Annotated in this window: 19 protein-coding genes and 6 pseudogenes; 14 read left to right on the forward strand and 11 right to left on the reverse strand. The window is 69.2% G+C overall.

Annotation, left to right across the window (positions count from 1 at the left end; genetic code table 11):
- Positions 1–35 precede the first annotated feature (35 nt).
- A complete protein-coding gene (locus ACFY16_RS40595; protein ID WP_390652263.1) occupies positions 36–596 on the forward strand; it encodes a TetR family transcriptional regulator in 561 nt (186 codons plus the stop codon).
- Positions 597–1,075: 479 nt separating this feature from the next.
- Here the strand turns inward: ACFY16_RS40595 and ACFY16_RS40600 are convergent, their stop codons facing one another.
- Positions 1,076–1,294 carry a hypothetical protein gene (locus ACFY16_RS40600; protein ID WP_390652264.1) on the reverse strand — a complete coding sequence of 73 codons (219 nt, stop codon included), beginning with the start codon at positions 1,292–1,294 and terminating at the stop codon, positions 1,076–1,078.
- Positions 1,295–1,447: 153 nt separating this feature from the next.
- Between ACFY16_RS40600 and ACFY16_RS40605 the strand changes: the two genes are divergently transcribed.
- From ACFY16_RS40605 to ACFY16_RS40615, 3 genes are all read left to right on the forward strand, one after another.
- Positions 1,448–2,821 (forward strand): rhodanese-like domain-containing protein, encoded by a 1,374-nt coding sequence (locus tag ACFY16_RS40605; RefSeq protein ID WP_390652265.1) that lies wholly within the window; start codon positions 1,448–1,450, stop codon positions 2,819–2,821.
- Between the two features lie 66 nt (positions 2,822–2,887).
- A complete protein-coding gene (locus ACFY16_RS40610) occupies positions 2,888–3,247 on the forward strand; it encodes a rhodanese-like domain-containing protein (protein ID WP_390652266.1) in 360 nt (119 codons plus the stop codon).
- Complete coding sequence (locus tag ACFY16_RS40615) at positions 3,244–3,984, forward strand: sulfite exporter TauE/SafE family protein (protein ID WP_390652267.1); 741 nt, start codon at positions 3,244–3,246, stop codon at positions 3,982–3,984. The genes ACFY16_RS40610 and ACFY16_RS40615 overlap by 4 nt, the downstream gene beginning before the upstream one ends.
- 65 nt (positions 3,985–4,049) lie before the next feature.
- On the opposite strand, the gene ACFY16_RS40620 is transcribed toward ACFY16_RS40615, so the two are convergent.
- Positions 4,050–4,328 (reverse strand): metal-sensitive transcriptional regulator, encoded by a 279-nt coding sequence (locus ACFY16_RS40620; protein ID WP_390652268.1) that lies wholly within the window; start codon positions 4,326–4,328, stop codon positions 4,050–4,052.
- A gap of 71 nt (positions 4,329–4,399) precedes the next feature.
- On the opposite strand from ACFY16_RS40620, the gene ACFY16_RS40625 reads away from it, so the two are divergent.
- Together ACFY16_RS40625 and ACFY16_RS40630 are read left to right on the forward strand one after the other, a co-directional pair.
- Positions 4,400–4,972, forward strand: a complete 573-nt coding sequence (locus tag ACFY16_RS40625) for a rhodanese-like domain-containing protein (RefSeq protein ID WP_390652269.1) — start codon at positions 4,400–4,402, stop codon at positions 4,970–4,972.
- A gap of 98 nt (positions 4,973–5,070) precedes the next feature.
- Positions 5,071–5,388, forward strand: a complete 318-nt coding sequence (locus ACFY16_RS40630; protein WP_390652270.1) for a hypothetical protein — start codon at positions 5,071–5,073, stop codon at positions 5,386–5,388.
- 366 nt (positions 5,389–5,754) lie between these two features.
- On the opposite strand, the gene ACFY16_RS40635 is transcribed toward ACFY16_RS40630, so the two are convergent.
- The 3 genes from ACFY16_RS40635 to ACFY16_RS40645 form a co-directional block, all read right to left on the reverse strand.
- A complete protein-coding gene (locus ACFY16_RS40635) occupies positions 5,755–7,083 on the reverse strand; it encodes a caspase family protein (RefSeq protein ID WP_390652271.1) in 1,329 nt (442 codons plus the stop codon).
- A gap of 79 nt (positions 7,084–7,162) precedes the next feature.
- Complete coding sequence (locus tag ACFY16_RS40640; RefSeq protein ID WP_390652272.1) at positions 7,163–8,494, reverse strand: hypothetical protein; 1,332 nt, start codon at positions 8,492–8,494, stop codon at positions 7,163–7,165.
- A 22-nt stretch (positions 8,495–8,516) separates the two neighbouring features.
- Positions 8,517–10,094 carry a hypothetical protein gene (locus tag ACFY16_RS40645; RefSeq protein WP_390652273.1) on the reverse strand — a complete coding sequence of 526 codons (1,578 nt, stop codon included), beginning with the start codon at positions 10,092–10,094 and terminating at the stop codon, positions 8,517–8,519.
- A 386-nt stretch (positions 10,095–10,480) separates the two neighbouring features.
- On the opposite strand from ACFY16_RS40645, the gene ACFY16_RS40650 reads away from it, so the two are divergent.
- The gene (locus ACFY16_RS40650) at positions 10,481–10,792 is read left to right on the forward strand and encodes a helix-turn-helix domain-containing protein (RefSeq protein WP_390652274.1); all 312 of its coding nucleotides are present in this window, start codon (positions 10,481–10,483) and stop codon (positions 10,790–10,792) included.
- Positions 10,793–10,843: 51 nt separating this feature from the next.
- Here the strand turns inward: ACFY16_RS40650 and ACFY16_RS40655 are convergent.
- A pseudogene (locus tag ACFY16_RS40655) lies at positions 10,844–11,037 on the reverse strand (IS5/IS1182 family transposase); the annotation flags it as partial.
- Between the two features lie 447 nt (positions 11,038–11,484).
- Between ACFY16_RS40655 and ACFY16_RS40660 the strand changes: the two are divergent.
- The 3 genes and pseudogenes from ACFY16_RS40660 to ACFY16_RS40670 all read left to right on the forward strand — a co-directional run.
- Positions 11,485–11,859 (forward strand): annotated as a pseudogene (locus ACFY16_RS40660) (transposase); the annotation flags it as partial.
- Positions 11,860–12,013: 154 nt separating this feature from the next.
- Positions 12,014–12,262, forward strand: a complete 249-nt coding sequence (locus tag ACFY16_RS40665; RefSeq protein WP_390652275.1) for a hypothetical protein — start codon at positions 12,014–12,016, stop codon at positions 12,260–12,262.
- A complete protein-coding gene (locus tag ACFY16_RS40670; RefSeq protein ID WP_390652276.1) occupies positions 12,263–12,631 on the forward strand; it encodes a hypothetical protein in 369 nt (122 codons plus the stop codon).
- A gap of 591 nt (positions 12,632–13,222) precedes the next feature.
- Here ACFY16_RS40670 and ACFY16_RS40675 read toward each other — a convergent pair.
- Positions 13,223–14,212 (reverse strand): helix-turn-helix transcriptional regulator, encoded by a 990-nt coding sequence (locus ACFY16_RS40675; RefSeq protein WP_390652277.1) that lies wholly within the window; start codon positions 14,210–14,212, stop codon positions 13,223–13,225.
- Positions 14,213–14,305: 93 nt separating this feature from the next.
- On the opposite strand from ACFY16_RS40675, the gene ACFY16_RS40680 reads away from it, so the two are divergent.
- Both ACFY16_RS40680 and ACFY16_RS40685 read left to right on the forward strand, forming a co-directional pair.
- Positions 14,306–14,704, forward strand: a complete 399-nt coding sequence (locus tag ACFY16_RS40680) for a VOC family protein (RefSeq protein ID WP_390652278.1) — start codon at positions 14,306–14,308, stop codon at positions 14,702–14,704.
- Positions 14,705–14,810: 106 nt separating this feature from the next.
- Positions 14,811–15,013: pseudogene (locus ACFY16_RS40685) on the forward strand (helix-turn-helix domain-containing protein); the annotation flags it as partial.
- Between the two features lie 166 nt (positions 15,014–15,179).
- Here the strand turns inward: ACFY16_RS40685 and ACFY16_RS40690 are convergent.
- Positions 15,180–16,211 carry a hypothetical protein gene (locus tag ACFY16_RS40690; protein ID WP_390652279.1) on the reverse strand — a complete coding sequence of 344 codons (1,032 nt, stop codon included), beginning with the start codon at positions 16,209–16,211 and terminating at the stop codon, positions 15,180–15,182.
- A 105-nt stretch (positions 16,212–16,316) separates the two neighbouring features.
- Here ACFY16_RS40690 and ACFY16_RS40695 point away from each other — a divergent pair.
- Together ACFY16_RS40695 and ACFY16_RS40700 are read left to right on the forward strand one after the other, a co-directional pair.
- Positions 16,317–16,550: pseudogene (locus ACFY16_RS40695) on the forward strand (carbamoyltransferase C-terminal domain-containing protein); the annotation flags it as partial.
- A gap of 101 nt (positions 16,551–16,651) precedes the next feature.
- On the forward strand, positions 16,652–16,972 hold the full coding sequence (locus ACFY16_RS40700) for a transposase (RefSeq protein WP_390652284.1): 321 nt from the start codon (positions 16,652–16,654) through the stop codon (positions 16,970–16,972).
- A 56-nt stretch (positions 16,973–17,028) separates the two neighbouring features.
- On the opposite strand, the gene ACFY16_RS40705 is transcribed toward ACFY16_RS40700, so the two are convergent.
- The 3 genes and pseudogenes from ACFY16_RS40705 to ACFY16_RS40715 form a co-directional block, all read right to left on the reverse strand.
- Positions 17,029–17,508 (reverse strand): hypothetical protein, encoded by a 480-nt coding sequence (locus ACFY16_RS40705; protein WP_390652280.1) that lies wholly within the window; start codon positions 17,506–17,508, stop codon positions 17,029–17,031.
- 94 nt (positions 17,509–17,602) lie between these two features.
- Positions 17,603–17,832, reverse strand: a pseudogene (locus tag ACFY16_RS40710) (transposase); the annotation flags it as partial.
- 97 nt (positions 17,833–17,929) lie between these two features.
- Positions 17,930–18,217 (reverse strand): annotated as a pseudogene (locus ACFY16_RS40715) (DUF6882 domain-containing protein); the annotation flags it as partial.
- Positions 18,218–18,374: the final 157 nt, after the last annotated feature.

The raw sequence follows: 18,374 nt of genomic DNA on the forward strand, positions 1-18,374 counted from the left end.
AAACGGTTAGTTAGCAACTGCGCTAGGCTCGGGCCATGCAGCGCGACGCCGAAGCCACCAAACGACGACTCATCGCGGCCGGCCGGGTCGAATTTGCCGCCTATGGGCTGAACGGCGCCCGAGTGGATCGCATTGCCGTCGCCGCACAGTGCAACAAGGCGCAGATCTACCACTACTTCAAGAGCAAGGACGGGCTGTTCGACGCCGTCTGGAACAGTCTGGTGGAGCAGATCATCGCCGGGCTCCCCTTGGACGTGGAGGACCTTCCCGGCTTCGCAGCTCATCTGAGTGACCTGTATGCCGAGCACCCGGAGCTTCCTCGGCTGATCACATGGCAGCGTCTGGAGCGAGGCCACGAGTCCCTCAGCAAGGATGGCGTCGACGACATTCGCTACAAAAGCGCCGCGATCGCCGAAGCGCAGGCCAGAGGCCTCGTCTCGACCCGCTTCGACGCCCGGGTGCTGCACGCTCTCCTCATCCACATTGCGATGCTGTGGGATGCCTCCGCCCCTGAAGTGCTCGAGGTGGTGGACATGAACGATCAAGCTCAGCGCCGTGAGATCGTCCGGAAGGTGATCGCGGCGTTGGTCAACTGAGCGAGCCGGCACCGAAGTGGGGTCCGTGCGGCCAACTTCGACTTCGAGGATTATGCCCTGCTCGTCCGTGGGCCGAGCACGCTCACCGAGATGATCGCCCCGCCGTCGGCTGCCGCTCCTGCAACGCCCTGGCTGCGTGGTCGAGGAGTGCGCACCAGCAGGTGCCGCGTGGCGCGCCTACTCCGCCGACCTGGACCTCGATACCCCACCACTCACGCGCGTGTCGGGGCCGACCGTGGATCACGCCTCGATCGGCCCCGACACGGGGAACTGTCCTACTGAATGGTCGTTAGCCGCGCGTCATCGCGAAGAGGTGCAGCGTGGGCTTGTCAGGCGCGGCTGCGGTGCTGACGTCGGGCAGTTGGACGCTGATTGGTGTTCTGCCGGACTGCAGGGCTGCACCGACGTAGAAGTCGTAGCCGGCATGGTCGTACCTCTGGTGGTTCTGGCGGTTCTGGTACGCCGCGGTGATGGCGATGTCACCGGGTACCGCCGAACCAGTACTGGCCGCTCAGGGTGAACTGCTGGGTGGTGCCGTCCGAGTAGTGGATGGTTGCGGTGCCTCCCGCGGGGTCGTAGCTCGAATCGACGAGGAAGCCGAGTGTGTCCCCGCAGGTGCCGTTGATCGCCACGGTCTGGCCTGAGGAGACAACGTTATCCAGGGCGCCGGTGGTGACTGTTCCGGTGGTCTTGTTCATCGCGGCCTTGCGCGACGACCTCTACCAGCGGCTGGCAGCGTGAACCCGTGCACGTGACGGTCGTCGCACGCCTCTGAAGATACCCCCCTAGGTATCTCTGTTACGGTGGATTTAGATACCCCGGGGGGTAAAAGCGTTACGAGGGAGAGTGCCGTGTTCTTTGCCGACATCCTGGAGACCGAAGGTCTGGGCAACCGCAGCTACCTGGCCGGGGGTGCCCGGGCGGCCGTCGTGGTGGACCCCCCGCGGGACATCGACCGGGTGATCGCTGCGGCGGCGCAGCGCGGGGTGCGGATCGCGGTGGTCGCAGAGACGCACGTGCACAACGACTACGTCACCGGGGGCCTGGAGCTGGCTCGGCTGACCGGGGCTCGCTACCTGGTGCCCGCCGGGGCCTCGGTTGCGTACGCGCGGGTTCCCGTGGCCGACGGGGACGTGAAGGAGGTCGACGAGAGCCTGGTGCTGCGGGCCGTCGCCACTCCGGGACACACTCCGCACCACACCTCCTACCTGCTGGAGGAGGACGGCCGGGCGGTGGCCGCGTTCACCGGCGGGTCGCTGCTGATCGGCAGCGTAGGCCGCCCTGACCTGGTGGAGCCGCGGCTGACCGAGCAGCTGGCCCGGGCCCAGCACGCCTCCGCGCACCGCCTCGCGGCGGAGCTGGACGACGAGGTGCCGGTGATGCCCACGCACGGGTTCGGCAGCTTCTGCTCCTCCACCCAGGCCGGCGGCGAGCACAGCACCATCGGCGCGGAGAAGGCGTCCAACCCTGCCCTGGTCCAGGACGTGGACACGTTCGTCAAGGAGCTGCTGGCCGGGCTGGACGATGTGCCGGCCTACTACGCGCACATGGGCCCGGCCAACACGGTCGGCCCCGCGCCGGTGGACCTGACCGCGCCGCAGCGCGCCGACGCCGGCGAGATCGCACGGCGCCTGGCGGCGGGCGAGTGGATCGTCGACCTGCGCAACCGGGTGGCCTTCGCCGAGGGCCACGTGGCTGGTTCGTTCAACTTCGAGGTCGAGGGGCAGCTGGCGACCTATCTGGCATGGATGATCCCGTGGGGCAAGCCGGTGACGCTGCTCGCGGGGAGCGCCGAGGACATCGCCCGCGCTCAGAGGGAGCTGGCCCGGGTGGGCATCGACCGTCCGGCCGCGGCCGCCGTCGGCTCACCGGCCGACTGGGTCACCGGGCAGGACAGGCCCGCGTCGTTCCCGCGGGCGACGTTCGCCGACCTGGCCGCCGCGCGCGGGCGGGGCGAGGACGTGGTGGTCCTGGATGTGCGCCGCGCCGGCGAGCGGGCCGACGGCTGGATCGAGGGCAGCGTGCACATCCCCATCCACCAGATCCACCAGCGCCTGGACGAGGTGCCCGCGGGCACGGTGTGGGTGCACTGCGCGGGCGGGATGCGCGCGGCGATCGCCGCCTCCGTGCTGGATGCCGCCGGCCGTGACGTGGTGGCCGTCGACGACGGCTACGCGGCCGCCGCCGACGCCGGCCTCACGCTTGTCACACCCGCCCAGCACTGACCCGCACGACTGGTCTGCCGAGCCGCCGACGGTTACGGCACCAGGAGCCCTTGAGGAAACACAGCCATGCTCTTGCCCCAAGGCGGCCCCGGCCGCATCCCCCCTGCACAGGCCCACCGCATGCTCCAGGAAGGTACGGCCGTGCTGCTCGACGTCCGTGAGGCGGACGAATACCAGGCCGGTCACGCGCCCGGCGCGCTGCATGTGCCGCTGTCGCGGCTGGCAGCCGGCGCGGATGTGCCTGGCAGTCCGAACAGGCGCAGCCTGGTGCTGATCTGCCGTTCGGGCAACCGCTCCCAGGACGCCGCGCGGCTGCTGGCCGACCGGGGCGTGGAGTCGGTGGACGTCACCGGCGGCATGCGCGACTGGGCTGAGCAGGGTCTGCCCGTCCGGGACGCGCACGGGGCGGCGGGCACCGTCATATGACCGCGTTCGTCCTCGCCCTGTTCGCCGGGGCGCTGGTCGGCCTGGCGCTGGGGTCGCTGGGGGCGGGCGGCAGCATTCTGACCGTCCCCGCCCTGATCTATCTCCTCGGTTTCAGTCCGGCCGAGGCGACCACTGCCAGTCTGATCATCGTGATCGTCAGTTCCATTACTGCGCTGCTGTCGCACGCCCGCGCCGGGAAGGTGCGCTGGCGGGCCGGGCTGCTGTTCGCAGCGGCCGGGCTGCTGCCCGCCGCCGCGGCTGGCGTCCTGTCCGCGCACATCCCCGCCACCGTGCTGACCCTGGCGTTCGCGGTGCTGGCTGTGCTGGCGGGCTTGCGCATGCTGCGCCGCCGGACGGCGCCGGAGAACGGGACGGTGTCGGGGCCCCGTGCGGCGGGAGCCGGTGCCGGCCTTGGCGCGGTGACTGGGTTCCTCGGGGTCGGCGGCGGCTTCCTCGCCGTCCCGGCGCTGGTCGCCGTGCTCGCCGTGCCGATGAGCGCGGCCGTCGGCACCAGCCTGCTGGTCATCATCGCCAACGCGCTGGTGGCCCTCGCCGCCCGGGCGGCCACCGCCACCACCCTGGACTGGCTGATCCTGCCGTTCATCGCGACCGCGGTCCTCGGTGCCTGGGACGGCAAACGCCTGAGCGGGAAGGTCTCGCCGGCCACGCTGCAACGCGTCTTCGGCAGCCTGCTGCTGGTCGTCGCCGTGGCCATGGGGATCGGCGCCCTGGTATGAAATGCCCATGGGGCCTGCTGTAGGCGCCGGTGTCCCGGACGCCCGCAGCAGGCCCCACGGGGGCTTCAGGCCAGCGACAGGAAGAGCTTCTCCAGCCGGGCCCGCATCTGCACCGAGTCCCGCACCGTCGCGTCCTCGCTGGTCATGCACTGCTGCAGCCCCGTCGCGATGATCGAGAACCCGGCCCGGTCCAGGGCGCGGGAGACGGCGGCCAGCTGCATGATGACGTCTTCGCAGTCCCGGCCCTCCTCGATCATCTTGATCACGCCTGCGAGCTGGCCCTGCGCCCGCCGCAGCCGGTTCAGCGCCGACTTCAGCTCGTCGGCACTCATGTCGAGTTCCACACTTCCTCCTCCATATACCCCCATGGGTATCTTACCGTGGAGGGAAACCACCCACCGAAAGGCATTGTTCCGTGACCACCCCCACCGCCCTGACCCCGGGCCAGGCCGCCGGCCGTTTCGGCGAGTTCACCGTCGTCGACGTCCGCACCCCCGGCGAGTACGCCACGGGCCACCTGCCCGGCGCCCACAACGTCCCCCTGGACCGCCTGGATGAGGCCGCGGGCGCGCTGAAGGCCGCCGCGGTCCGCGCGCCCCTGCTGGTCGTCTGCGCCTCCGGGGCCCGCTCGGCCAAGGGCTGCGCCCAGCTGGCCGCCCAGGGCATCGAGGCGGCCACCCTGGAGGGCGGCACCAGCGCATGGGCAGCGGCCGGCAAGCCGGTCGAGCGCCCGGCCGGGGTCCGCGCCACCTGGCCCATGGACCGCCAGGTCCGCCTGGCTGCCGGTTCCCTGGTCGTCGTCGGCTTCCTGGCGGGCTTCGCCTGGCAGCCCGCGCACTGGCTGTCCGGAGCCGTCGGGGCAGGACTGGTCTTCTCCGGCGTGACCAACACCTGCGGCATGGCCGCCGTCCTGGCCAAGCTGCCCCACAACCGGCCCCCCAAGAACGCCGTCTCCTTCCAGGAGACCCTGCAGCGCCTGGCCAACTGAGACGCACCCTCACGCACACCACCGCCCCGGCATTGCGCCGGGGCGGTGGTGTGCGTGAAACGGGGCGTATGCGGCGGCCGGTACGCGATCCTGGAGGCATGGAGATCGTGGTTCTGGCCGTGCCGGACTGCCCGAACGAGGCGCTCGCCGCCGACCGGCTGCGGCAGGCGCTGGATGAGGAAGGGATGCGCGAAGTCGGTTTCACCGTCCGCGTGGTCGCCGGCCAGGCGGAGGCAGAGCGGATCGGCTTCACCGGCTCGCCGACCATCTGGATCGGGGGCCGGGATCCGTTCGCCGAGGCGGGCAGGGCGCCGGGGCTGGCGGGCCGGGTCTACCGCACGCCGGACGGCCTGGTCGGCGCCCCCGGGCTCGGCGAGCTGCGGCAGGCGTTGAGGGCCGCCGCCTCGCGGGGCTGAGCGGTTACGTCTCCGTGGGCCGGGGCTGGTCGGTGCGGCAGGACAGGGCCACCAGAAGCAGGCCGCCGCAGACGGCGCCGGGTCCGCCCGGCAGCGGTGGCTGCCGGGCAGACCATGGTGCGGCCGGGCGTCACGCGACGGCTCCGGCCGGGGCAGTTGGGACAGCACGGTGCCGGCCACACTCGTACCGTTCTCCTGGCCGCCTCCCAGCCCGCACGCGTGGCCTCATCCTCGCTCGCCCCGGCCCCGGCTGACTTCGCTGCGGCCGCCGCGGCCGTGCTGGCCGCCGTCTGCGGTGAGGCGCCCGGCGTGCCCGTGATCCGTAAAGTGCTGTCTTCCGCAAGCGATGCGGGACTCATGGCCGACTCAGATCACGAACGGGCGTTCGTAGGCGACCGCAGAACCGCCAGCACCGTACGTCATCAGGGTGGGGATCGCACCGTTCTGGCTGCCGAGCTGCTTGAGCCGGGCGATGAGCTGTTCGCCATCGCCCGCGTAGTCACCATTGCCCCACACCGTGACCAGGTGCGAGGTGAACTCGCTGAGAACGCTGCCGGCGAGGGTCGTCTGCGCGTCGAGGCAGGCCGCGAAGCTGGCCACCTTCGCCTCGACGACCGTCATCTCCTTCAGGCCGACGAGGTTGCGCACGCTGTCGTACACGGCACGGTTGGCGCCCTTGTACGGCGTCTCCCAGGGCTGCAGCAGCTTGCCCGGCGCGTGCGCGGCGTCCGCCTCAAGGTCGGCGAACAGCTGGATGATGTCCTTGGACTGGACGCTGAGCTCCGCCGGCTCGGTCGGCCGCAACTCGTCCGGGTCGAGCTCGTCGGCGAACGCCTTGCTGAGCTGTTCGTCGGTCAGCGGCTCGGCGCTGCGGGCCGCGGGCACCTCGTCGCTGCCGACCTCTTGCCGGGTGACCGGCACCGTGGCGAGCGCGACTTCCAGCTGCTTGAAGGAACTGTCGAGATCCTTGACCCGGACGTCCTTGATCGCCTTGCGGCCAATGGTGATCTGATCCTTCGCCTTGGCTGCGGTGGCGCTGTGGCAGCTGTCGAAGACCAGGAAAACCCGCACACCAGCGCGGAACTCGCCCAGCAGCAGGTGCAGTTCGTCGTCGACGAGCATCCGGTCGTACAGGCAGAGGGTTTCGTCCATGCCGTCGGGCTCGTCATCGGCGCCGCTGTTCGGGATCTGACTGCCGTGGCCGGAGAACGACAACAGGAACGCGTCACCGGTGAACAACGCCTCGGTGGCCGCGCGGATCGCCGCGGCAACGTTGACCACGGTCGCGTCCTCATCGGCGAGCACGGACCCGCTGTAGCCGAGGTTCTCGGCCATCCGCTGCATGGCCTTGGCGTCGTTGACGCAGGACGCCAGCACGGCAACCTCGTCGCCGTAGTGGGCCGGGTTCAGTTTGTTCACCCCGACGTGCAGGCTCATCCCGGACGGCGTCCGCACGACACCACCGGAGAAGATCGTGTCGAGCTGGGTCATCGTCTGCTTGCCGACGAAACCGTCGGCGTACAGGCCATAGTCGCGCTGGAACGTCTCGACGGCGGTCGCGGTCCGGGCACCGAACATGCCGTCCACCTGGGCCTGCAACAGGTATGCGTCGCTGAGGTCGGCCAGCGCGCTCTGGATCGCACGAACAGCGCCGCGGTGCGTCTCGCGCAGGCCGATGGGTCGAACGTTCGACATCGCCGCCTCTAGCCGCTCGCGGGTGCTTGCGGTCGTACGACTCGTGAATCGCCTCGCAGTCAACACGGTCCTCCACCTTTCATTGCCATTGATACTGTTCGTTGGGGCGGGGCGAGACCGGCACGGTGACGCAGCCGAAACCGACCACGCCGGCTCCGGCAGCGAGGTCCGCCACGGCAGGTTCGGCAGGTGTCGGCACGGGTGTGGGTGAGACCCCGGTGACCGACTGGGCGATGGCGAGCCGGGCCAGCCATTCCGAGCGGTCCAGGGGTATCTGGAACCGCTGGACCAGGGCCGGGTCCCGCTGCCGCATGGTGATCCCGCCGAAGGCCGCGGTCCCGGCCGGCACGAGCTGAGCGGTCCGCCCGGCGACCACCCCGCCGGCGTTGCCCGCACCGAGCACGGCGGTCCGGGCCGGCGGGACGAAGCGGAACGGGCTGCCGCGGAACGGCGGCTTGACGGGTGTGAACGGCCCCAACTGCCAGCGGGGTCGCGGTGGCGGCGCGGCCGTCAGGCCGATGATGGTCGCGGCATAGACCGTCTGGACGTACGCCGGGATCGAGCCGTTGATCCCGTCGCCGCCGGAGACGAGCTCGCCGCCGGGCAGCCGCCAGTCGTCGCGCTTGAGCAACTGGGCGAACGGCCATGGCCGCAGGGTCTCGATCATGGTGTAGGCGAAGCGGCACTTGGCGGCGCTGGCCGAGGCGACCATAGCCGGCGCCCCGGGGAAGGCCTTCGCCGCGCAATCAGCGAGTTCGGCGAACGTGGCCTCGGCGATGGACCAAGTGGCGCAGTTTGCCGCGGACAGCGGATAGAAGGAGGTGGGCGCGTAGCTGATGTCCCCAGCGCTGAGCAGCGCGGTCTCGTCGAGCTGTGCCCGGCACGACATCGCCTCGATGACCGAGGACCGCGAGGCCAGCCGGGTCAGATCGGCGAGCGCCTTCTCCACCTCGTTCTTGAAGCCGAGCACCAGCCAGTCGCTGAGCGCGGCCTGCTGCACCTCCACAGCGGCCCCGGCGTCCTGCAACGACTGGACCACCGAGCTCATCTCCAGGTACGCGTTGTACTGCGCGGAGGTGTGCAGCCCGTCCTTGTCGGTGACGTACAGAACCCGGCGGGCGGCGTCAAGTTCGGTGGCTTCCGCGTCCGTCAGCGGTCGGCGGGCGAAGGCCATCCGATCGAGCACCGCCGACACCTGCTCCCATAGCGGCGCACCCGGTCCGAACGGCTCGGCCACTGTCCCTTTGCGGGGGACCAGGTTCGCCATCCGCACGAGTTCCGCCTCGCGGCTCGCATCGAGGGTGGCGAAGAGCGGCAGGATCGCGGTCGGCGTGAACTGCACCGGAACGGCCGAGACCACGGCGAAGCCGTCGTACGGCCGCCGCTGGTCTATCCACGCCGCGAGGGCCACGTGTACACCGAGCGGTTCCACGTCACTCGCCGACCCACTTCTTGATGTCGGGTGACGGGTCGGCGGCCTTGGGGATCTTGGTGCTGATGAATGCCATCAGCTGGATGCCGTTCATCGTCACAGAGGAGCCGTCGAACGTGAACGACTGCTCGCTCGAGTTGTTTGTCTGCCCGTACTTGCCGCCGATGGTGAATGGCCCGATGCCGACGAACCCGCCGCCTTCGATGTGGTCGGCGTGCTGCTTGACATGTGCGGCGACCTCGCTGCTGTAGAGGGTCAGGTTCCGGGCGAACAGCGCCGCGGTCGGGTAGGCGATCATCGCGCCCTCCGGATGTTCCGCGCCGTTGGAGTGCAACGGCGGGTACCCGAGCAGCTCGAAGCCGGGCTTGGGCCTCCAGCCACGTGCCCAGAACCAGTTCGCGTTGAAGGCCGGCCGTACGATCTGCACCTGGGTGTAGTCGAACTTGATGCCGAATGACTTACCGGTCATGTCGACCTCGAAGTCTTCGCGCCCGCCGCCGCCGGCCGCGCCCACGTTGAAGAGGCCGAGGGAGAATCCGACCGCGGCGCTCCCCTGACGGGCGGAGCTGGTCGACTTGGTGTGCGACTCGACGTGCCGCTCATCGTAGACCGCCCAGTTCGGGTTGCGGGCGAAGCTGCCGGGCACGACCGTCGCGGGGAAGAACGGATAGCCGAACGAGCCGCTGACATTGTTGTCGATGGCGTCGACGTCGCTCTTCAGCCGGTTCCACCAGAGCAGCATTGAGGTGCCGAGAATCTGGTCGATGGTCGCGTGCGCCGTCTCGATGTCGTTCTTGAACCCTCGGCCCACCCATTCCTGCAGGGCCTGCTTCGCCCGTGCCCGGTAGATGCCGCCGCTGCGGTTCCACTCGATCCGGTCGGCGGCGCTGCCGGTCTGCGAACGTGCCAGTCGGGCGGCGTAGTCGATGACGGCGTTCTCGTACTTTGTCCGGTACTCCTCGTACGCAAGGGTCGCCTTGGACGGGCGGATCTCCTTGGTCTTCGCGCCGGTGAGGAAGTTCTCGACCTCGACCTCCTCCTGCAGCAGCGCGCGCATCCGTTCGATGATCTTCTGTTCGTTCCCGGTGAGCTGGTCGTCGGCGACCTCGCAATTGTTCAGCGTGTCCGCGTAGGTCTGCGACAGCGTCCGTCCCGCCTGCGCGTAGACGACCTGGGTGTGCTTGTACTTCGAACCTGGAGCGCGCGTGCGCTCCCACCGGGACCCGCCGCCCGGACTGTCCAGCGGGATGAAGTCGACCATGCGTGACCAGTTCTCCCATGTGCCGAGAAGGTGGCTCTGGTACATGGCCTTGGCCTCCGCGACCGCCTGCGCCTGGTCCATCCCCGGCGCGTCTCCCTTGATCGCGTCGACCAGGGTCTTGAAGAAGGGGAGGGTTAACGGCGACGGCCCGGCGAACGGGCCCGCGATAGCGAAGTCGAATTCGGACTCGTGCATGACGATCGACGGCATCATCCAGTTGATCATCGTGTTCTGTGGGATCGGCAGTTCGGCGTCACCGCCGGTCAGTCCGGCGTAGAGCTCGTCGATGACGATGCCCATCAACTCGTCCAGTTTCATGCCCGTGCGCCCTCCTCGATCCAGCAATCCAGTGCGTCAACCAGCCCAGTCTGTGCGCGAATGTGAGGTGCACGCTTCGGGGATATCCCTATGGCATCGCTAACCTCCAGATGCCCGAAGATTGCTGCAGTCGCGTCAGCCCCAAATGCCAACTTGGGTGGCATCCTTCAGCCCCTTCCGTGCAGGTCGGGTGAGGACATTCGCGTGGAACGATATTTACGGCGTGAGACCACGGACATGCGACGAATTACTTAAATTTGCGGCGCGTATCCCAAGAGCCTCACTGAGCCCTAGTGTCTCGTGATCCTGTTCATGGAACCTGAGGCTTCTGTGATCGTTGCGTCTGGTATGGATCTCACCTCTGAACAGATGGCAGAACTACGGAGTTGGCCGGGTCGCGGGATGTTCCGGCCGATGTGGCGCTTCGTGCGCGGATCGTGTTGTGGTCCGGCGAGGGGCGGCGGCGCAAGGACATTGCCGAGCTTGCCGGTGTGGCGCCGTTGACGGTGGACCGCTGCAAGGCGCGTTATGCCGAGCGGGGTATTGCCGGTCTGGAGGAGAAGCGCCGTGGCGGGCCGCGTACCCAGGTGCCGCCGCAGGTGCGGGCTGGGGTGATCGCTTTGACGAGGATGTCCCCGCCGGCGGAATCCGGCCTGTCGCACTGGTCGACGCGGACGCTGGCCGACCATAGGAGTTGAGCCGCGCCGGGTGCCGTGGCGGGGTGTTGGCCCGGCCGGGGTCGGGGTATCGGCGAGTCCGCGCCACTCCTCGATCTTGTTGATGCAGCGTTCCACCGTGTTGCGGTCGCGGTAGAGCTCGGTGTCATGGGCGAGGGGGGCGCCCGCCTCGGCGCCCCTTCTTCTGCTTGGTCGCTCTTCTCCGGGATCACCGCCCGGATCCTGCGTCTGCGCAGGTAGGCACGGTTGGCGCGGGAGGAGTACGCCTAACGGGCAGTGAAGCGGGGCACCGCCAGGCCCACCCCGGCCCGTCGAGGTCCTGAAAGAGACTGCGGGCCCCGCTTCAGTCAGGGCCGTACATCGTGGTGGTGATCGGTGCCGGGGAAGCCGCAGAGTACGCCTGGGCCCTCGAGCCGTGGGACAAGCGCCGGCCTCCAGCACCGTTCACCGCCACGAGACCGGACGCAACTACCACATCCAGTCCGACGATCGGGTCGTTGACGTCCGTGGTCCGAGCCGCCTGCGGGGGTCACCTCTTACAAAGCCTGGAGCCGCCGAGCTCCTGAGCAGACCGAGGGCCCCGCTGGCCGCTGGGGTCACGAACGGCTCATCGGATGCTGGGCCATCGAGCCCTTCCATTAGGGAGACACGTGCCCCCGCACGGCTGCGACCAGCAGCAACAAGCTCCTGACCGAGAGGACGAAAGCGACACGATGACCGTCACCTGCGGGATCGACTGGGCCAGCGACCACCACGACGTCGCCCTGGTCGACCACGAGGGAACCTTGTTAGCCCGGGCCCGGATCACCGACGACGCCACGGGCCTGCAACAGCTCCTGGACCTTCTCACCACCCACGGCGACAGCGAGGACGCCCCGATCCCGGTGGCGATCGAAACCTCCCGCGGCCTGCTCGTGGCCTGCCTTCGAGCCACCAAGCGTCCCATCTACGCGATCAACCCGATGGCAGCTGCTCGCTATCGCGACCGGCACGCGGTCGCCCGCAAGAAGTCCGTCCCTTTGGCGAAGCCCCTTTTCCTCGGTGACTGCCTTCTCCAGGGCTTCGAGCAGCTCCGCATCGACCGTCATCCCCGCGGCGTGGTGGTGGGCCCGGGCCACGGTGGAGTCCACGGTCACCAGGCCGAGGTCCGCCTGACCGCGCGCGGCAGCCTCGGCGATCACCGCTTCCATCAGCGTCTGGAAGACCCCGGACCCGGCCCAGAGGTGGAACCGTCCGTAGACGGTGCACCAGGGCCCGTACCGCTCGGGCGAGTACGGCATCCACTACGTCGGCGCGCTCGCCGCGGTCCCGCCTGCCACCGTCCAGCGCTTCCTGGGCGGCAGTGCCGGACGGCTCGCTGCCGACCGGGCCCGGGGCATCGACCCCCGCCCCGTTGTCCCCCGCGCCATGCCCGTCTCCGCGACCGTCCGCTACCGCTTCGACCGGCATGTCCTGGACGGCGCCGAAGTACGGGCCGCCCTGCTGGAGTAGGTGGTCCGCCTCGGGCACCTGCTGCGCCGGCGCGGCCAGGCCGCCCGAGCGCTGACCCTCACTCTCTCCTTCGCGGGCGACGGCCGCTGGGACAGGACCCGGAGGCTGGCGGAAGCATCCGCGCACGAAGACGATCTGCGTCTGCTCGCCTACCGGCTGATGGACGCGGCGGCTCTCCAGCGCGGCCGGCTGACCGGCCTGGCGCTGAAGACCGAGGACCTGGCCGAAGCCGGTCAGAGCGCCCAGCAGATCAGCTTCGACGCCTCCTGCGAGGCGCGCCTGGTCGCGGAGAGCGCCATCGACCGGGTCCGTGCCCGGTTCGGTGCCCAGGCCATCGGGCCGGCCACCGTCTTCCGGCGGGCTTCATGACCCGCGCCCACCTGTCCACGCCGAGCTCGGAGGGCCGTGTGCTGCTCGATCCGCCCGGGCCCGCTGCCGGCCGGGCACAGGAACTCCCGCACTGGCCCTACGTGCAGGCCGTCGACGCTGCGCTCACCGGGCGGGACCTCGCACCCGGCGCCGCGCCTACTGCACCGGCGCCGGCTCCGGCGGCCGGATACGGCTCATCCTCATCTGGGATGCCAGCCGCACGGCGGGACCTACCAGCATCCGGTTCCACTGGGACGACGAACGCGGCTGGGCATACGCCCGCTGCCCCGGCAACCCCCGGATTCCCACCCGCATCATGCCGCTCACCCCGCTCCGGTGTGTCTTCGCCCGCCTCGAGGACCTGGCCGCGGCAGCCGAGACGATCGTCCGTGACGGGCGCGTACCCGTTGGCGAGTTTGGGGCCGAATGGGACCGGGCCGCAGAGGTACGGACGGCCATCTCCTTGTTCCGTCCCTGACCGCAGGGTCCGCAGGGCTGCGGCGGGTAGATCCCCGGGATGGCGAAGAAGAAGACGAAGACGGCGAAAGCGGGCTCCTTGCTGTGCCAGCTCATGACATTGGTTCCTCGCGGTCACGCTTGGCGGGCGTAGGACGCGAGGCGATCGGCGAGCGCGATGACGAGGTCGCGCAGTTCATCGGGGCGCTCGATGACGAACGGCCGGTCGAGTGAGGCGAGTACCGGAGGCAACCAGTCGAGCCGCTCCGCCCGCAGCTCGACGCGCAGCCAGCGCTCGGTCGCCCGGTCCTCGCCTGTCACGGGCGCGGACTCCTCCAGGCTCGCGACGCCGACGGGAAGGCGGGCGCGGATCTGCTCGACCGTTCCGTGGATCCGCAAGGTCACCTCGTGCCGGTACTCGGCCGTGGCGAAGGCTGACAACAGGCGATGTGCCGGATCGGGACCCACGGGCGCTTCGAATGAGCCGGGCAGGGTTCGTGCGTCCGCGATGCGATCGAGCCGGAAGGTTCGGTCCGCGCCGATCTGGGCGTCCTTGCCCGTGACGTACCACCGGCCCGCGTGGGCGACGATCCCGTACGCGTGCAGCGTGCGTTCGCTGCGCCGTCCGTCGCGGTCGGTGTAGCGGAGCGAGACCGGTCGGCGGTGGCGCACCGCATCGGCGATGGTGAGCAGGACCTCGGCGTCCGGGGTGTCGAAATCATCGGGCTGATCCGTGAAGGCGAGAGCTTCCAGGAGTGTGTCGAGCCTGCGGGCGATGTGCTTGGGCAGCACCCGCCGGATCTTCGCCGCTGCCGTCTCGCTCGCCGTGCGCTCCGTCGTCGTCAACCCCGCCCGGCGGCCGGCGACCAGGCCGAGCAGCACGGCCAGCGCCTCGTCGTCGCTGAGCATGAGCGGAGGCAAGCGGTACCCGGGGGCGAGCCGGTACCCGCCGTAGCGGCCGCGCACCGATTCCACGGGCACGTCCAGGTCGATCAGCTGGTCCACATACCGCCGCACGGTGCGCCCTTCGACGCCGAGCTGGCCGGCGAGTTCGGCCACCGTCCGGGTGCCACCCGACTGCAGCAGCTCCAGGAGTGTCAGAACGCGGCCGGCGGGTCGAGGCATGTTCGCAGCCTAACGCGAATACAGGACCGATTCTGTCCACTATTTCTCCTAGCCTGCGACGTGCACGCCTCCAGCACAACCAAGGAGATCCCCATGGACTTCGTCTCGATCCGCATCATCACCAGCGACGTAGCGCGCCTCGTCGAGTTCTACGAACGAGCCACAGGGGCGCGGGCGACGTGGGCCACCGAGGACTTCGCCGAACTCAAGACCGCGGGCGCCACCCTCGCGATCGCCGACACCCGCACCGTCCCGCTGTTCGCCCCGGGCTCTGCTCGCCCGGCGGACAACCACAGCGTGATCACCGAGTTCCTCGTCGACGACGTGGACCGCGTTCACCAGAACCTCACCGGCTTCGTCACCGACTTCGTCACCGAGCCCACCACGATGCCCTGGGGCAACCGGTCGCTGCTGTTCCGTGACCCCGACGGCAACCTCGTCAACTTCTTCACCCCCGTTACCCCAGCGGCCATCGAAAAGTTCGCACGCTGACGCCACGCACAGCCGCTCACGCGGGAGCCCTGAGATCCAAGGGCTCCCAGTGAACGCGGCCGCCGAGTCCAGGAGCGCCACCAGCAGGAGACATCGGAACGCACCGCTGATCCGGTGCGCCTCGCGACGTCTGCGCTTGTGTCTGCGGATCGACGCCGGACGTCCGATCGCGCACGTGGCTGCGGAAGCCGGGATCTCCCGCCGCTGCCTGGCCAAGTGGTACGCCCGCCGGCGCGCACGGTGAGAAACGGACTGCTCGACCGCTCCTCCCGCCCCGCCACCGGCCCCGCCCGCACCCCCTCACGGGTTTGGGCAGCGGTTGCTCAGCGCTTTGGAAGGCACCCGGACTGTGCCACTGTTCGATGTTCACGAGAGACGACAGCACTCGGCCGCCGGCCACAGCTGCGCCACTCGATCGCCCCAGCCCAGGAGAACGGACTCCCTCAAGCGCCTGCCGGGGTCATGGCTGAGTGATCTACTGGATGCTCCACCGGTGCGGGTGGCAGGGGTCTTCGGGGCAGGCGAAGATGTTGAGTTCGCCCCAGCGGCCCACGGTGACCTTGGTCGGCGTGGCGTACAGGTGTGTGGGCAAGTCCTGTTCTTCGAGCGGCTTCCAGCTGCCGCTGCCGCCGTCCCATTCCGAGCTGTCGATGGTCAGCAGCAGGTGCATCGGTGTGGCGCAGGCCAGGCAGTTCATGGGGGACGGGTCCGTGGTGTGCCAGGAGGCGAAACCGCCCACGCGCCAGCCGGGTGGGATGGACAGGTCGTACTGGTAGCCCACTGATGCGGCGGCGTCTTCGTCCTCCGACTGCTCGGCCTCCTCCTCCAGGGCCTCTTCCCAGGCATCGATCCGTGCGCACAGGTCCTCCGGGAGGAGGCCGGCGAACGGGTAGGTGGCCACCTGCTCCGGATGCAGCACGCACGGCTCGGGCACGTACCCCTCGAAGCCGACGACCTGCGGCTGTGGCGGTGATGTCTGCACCTCGGTGACCTCCCACGACCGGCGCCAGCGCAGGTCGAGCAGCATGCCGTAACCGGTCGGCCCGTGTGCGTCGAAGGGGCACCAGAACACCTGGAGCAGATCGCAGTCGTCCGGTCCTGCCGGCAGATCGGGGATGTCCCGCCGGTGCAGCTGCGCCACGCCGATGAGTGGCAGTGGATCGGTCGCTGCATCCTCTTGAATACGATGTTTCTGGTCCAGCTCCTCCAGTAGCTGCCGTTCCTCGTTCGAGGGGCCCGGGTTCGATTCACGGAGCCATGCGGAAGCAAGGATCTGCCGCTGCCGGTGGATGTCCGCCGGGCGTCGGCCCCGTGCACGGCGGTGAGGCTCGGTGCACACCGGCCAGGGTTCGTCCACCGGCCACAGCAGCGGGCCGCCCACAGAACTGGCCGCCACATCAGGTCGGCCCGGGCGCGGATGGAGCCGGGTGGTAGTGCCCCGATGGGTCGCCAGCTCCGGGAAAAGCGCCTCGACATCGAGCGGGCGCGGCGGTGTGGTCCTCGACATGCACGTGACCTTAGACAGTCGCCAGCTGCCATGCTTCGGCGCCCCCGAAGGAGCCCACCTCTACCAGCGCTGTCGGAACCCGTGAGCATTTCGATTCCCACGTAGGTGTTGGCTGCCTCCCACACCGGCGCACAACTGCTGTCCGGTCTCGCGAACAGAGCCAACCTGGCCACCGTTCCCGCGTACGGGGCCCTGATCGAGCACTTCCATCAGCTCACCGGAGTGCCCGTCGTCCTGAACACGTCCTTCACCGATCGCGAACCCGTCGTCGAAACCCCAGCCCACGCCCTCGCCACGCTCCAGGCCTGCGACCTGGACGCGGCGTGCATCGGCCCATACCTGGTCGAACGGTCCTGGTCGACCGTGGCACCGGAGAACGTTGCGCCGCGGAAGGTGACCTTGGCGCCGGAGAACGCTGCGCCGCCGAACGTGACCTCGCCGTGGGAAAACTTCGTACCCGGCCGGACAGGGTTCGTGCCGACAAGGCGTACGGCTCCCGCGCGAACCGCGCCTACCCGCGCAAGCGCGACATCCGCTGCACGATCCCGGAGAAGCGCGACCAGATCGCCAACCGCAATAAGCGCGGTTCCCAGGGTGGTCGGCCGCCGAAGTTCGACGCCGCGGACTACAAAGAGCGCCATGCGGTGGAGTGCGGCATCAATCGCCTCAAGCGCCACCGGGCAGTGGCAACGAGGTACGACAGGCTCGCCGTCCGCTTCGAGGCGACCGTGCTGGTCGCGGCCATCAATGAATGGCTGTGACCAGCACGGTGGCGGGGACCTCTCGAGGCTGGGACGAGTTCAGGGCTGGTGACGCATCACTCGATTCCGAGGGGTCCGATGCCCAGGTCCTCACGCATGCGGCGACGCATCTGCGCCATAGCCTTGCGTCGCCGCTCTATCAGGGGCGCGTCGTCGGCGGAGCCGACAGCCACTCCACGGGCATAGGCGTCGCGGATCGCGCGCAGGCAGTGGAACGCCTCGTTCCCCGCCTCCACGACCTGCGGGGGGCCCACGAGCCAGAGGCGTTCGCTCGCCGTGTAGATGCCGGTGCCGCGCACGGCTTCCCGCACCGCCGCGTCGCGTGCCGACTCGGACATGTGGTCGCCCAGGGCGACGGCCCGTATCTCCTCACCCGCGGCTTTGAGGGCGGAAACATACTCCGTGTAGACCTCGCGCCGTACTTCCAGAGCATGCCTGACTTCCTCCTGCCGCCACCGATTGCGGTCGGCGATCAGAGTGGCTGCGATGCCGATGACGGCACCGGTCAGTGTGGAGAGCAGGGGCGTCCAGTCCATGTGTCGCAGCTTGTCGAAACCGGTGCGCTGGCACCAGTGCTTTCGCTACCCATGGCTGTGACCAGCACTTTCGAAACACGCCCCAGCTTGATCTTTAACCTGTGCGGCGGGGTTTCGGGGTGGTTGACTTCTTCTCTCGTCGTTTCGCTGGCTGTGTTTTCTGGGCTGTGTGCACGTCGTGGCGGGGTGTGGCCCGGGTGATCTTTCGGCCCGGTGGCCGTCCAGGGCCGGGACGGGAGGGTTTCGGTGCTCTGGCTGGGCAAGCGGTCTGTGGGCGGAGTGCCGGAAGTCGCGGCGGACGCGGGCGGGAGTGAGCCGGTCCGCTGCCGTCTGCCATGGCCAAGGTGACTGGCCCGAAGGTAATCATCACCATGGAGTTGCCTCCGGGACCCCGATAGAAGCCGGTCGCCTCCGTGACCCCCACAGCCAAAGCCGTGAGCGTCGCCGCCACTTGCTCGTCAGCATCAATCTCGGGCTCAACCAGAGCATGGTGCCCATGGGCCTCGGCCCAATCCCGAACACTTTGGGCGTCGTGGCTCAGTTCGGGCAGGATGCTCTGGTTCGCCCATGCCCACACCCACGAGCGGGACGACGGGCTGAAACTGCCGAGGATCTGAGCAGGCGCCGTTGCGGTCTTGTCGGGGAAGGTCCAGGTGATCAGGCCAGTCGTCTGATCCAGTCCCAGCGATCCGCCGAGCCCAGGCCCCAGGACATGTGAGCACGGGCGAGCTGATCAATCATGTCCTCACCCTGCAGCAACAACGTGCTCAGGGGACTTCCACCCGACGAGTGGACACCGTTTCATCCTGTTATGCGGCGAGTTCGAGCGTACTCGATCGCCGCTCGTAGTCGACCGGGCTGAGCTG

The sequence above is a fragment of the Streptomyces sp. NPDC001315 genome, from assembly GCF_042896175.1.
In the GTDB taxonomy this organism is placed as follows: Bacteria; Actinomycetota; Actinomycetes; order Streptomycetales; family Streptomycetaceae; genus Streptomyces.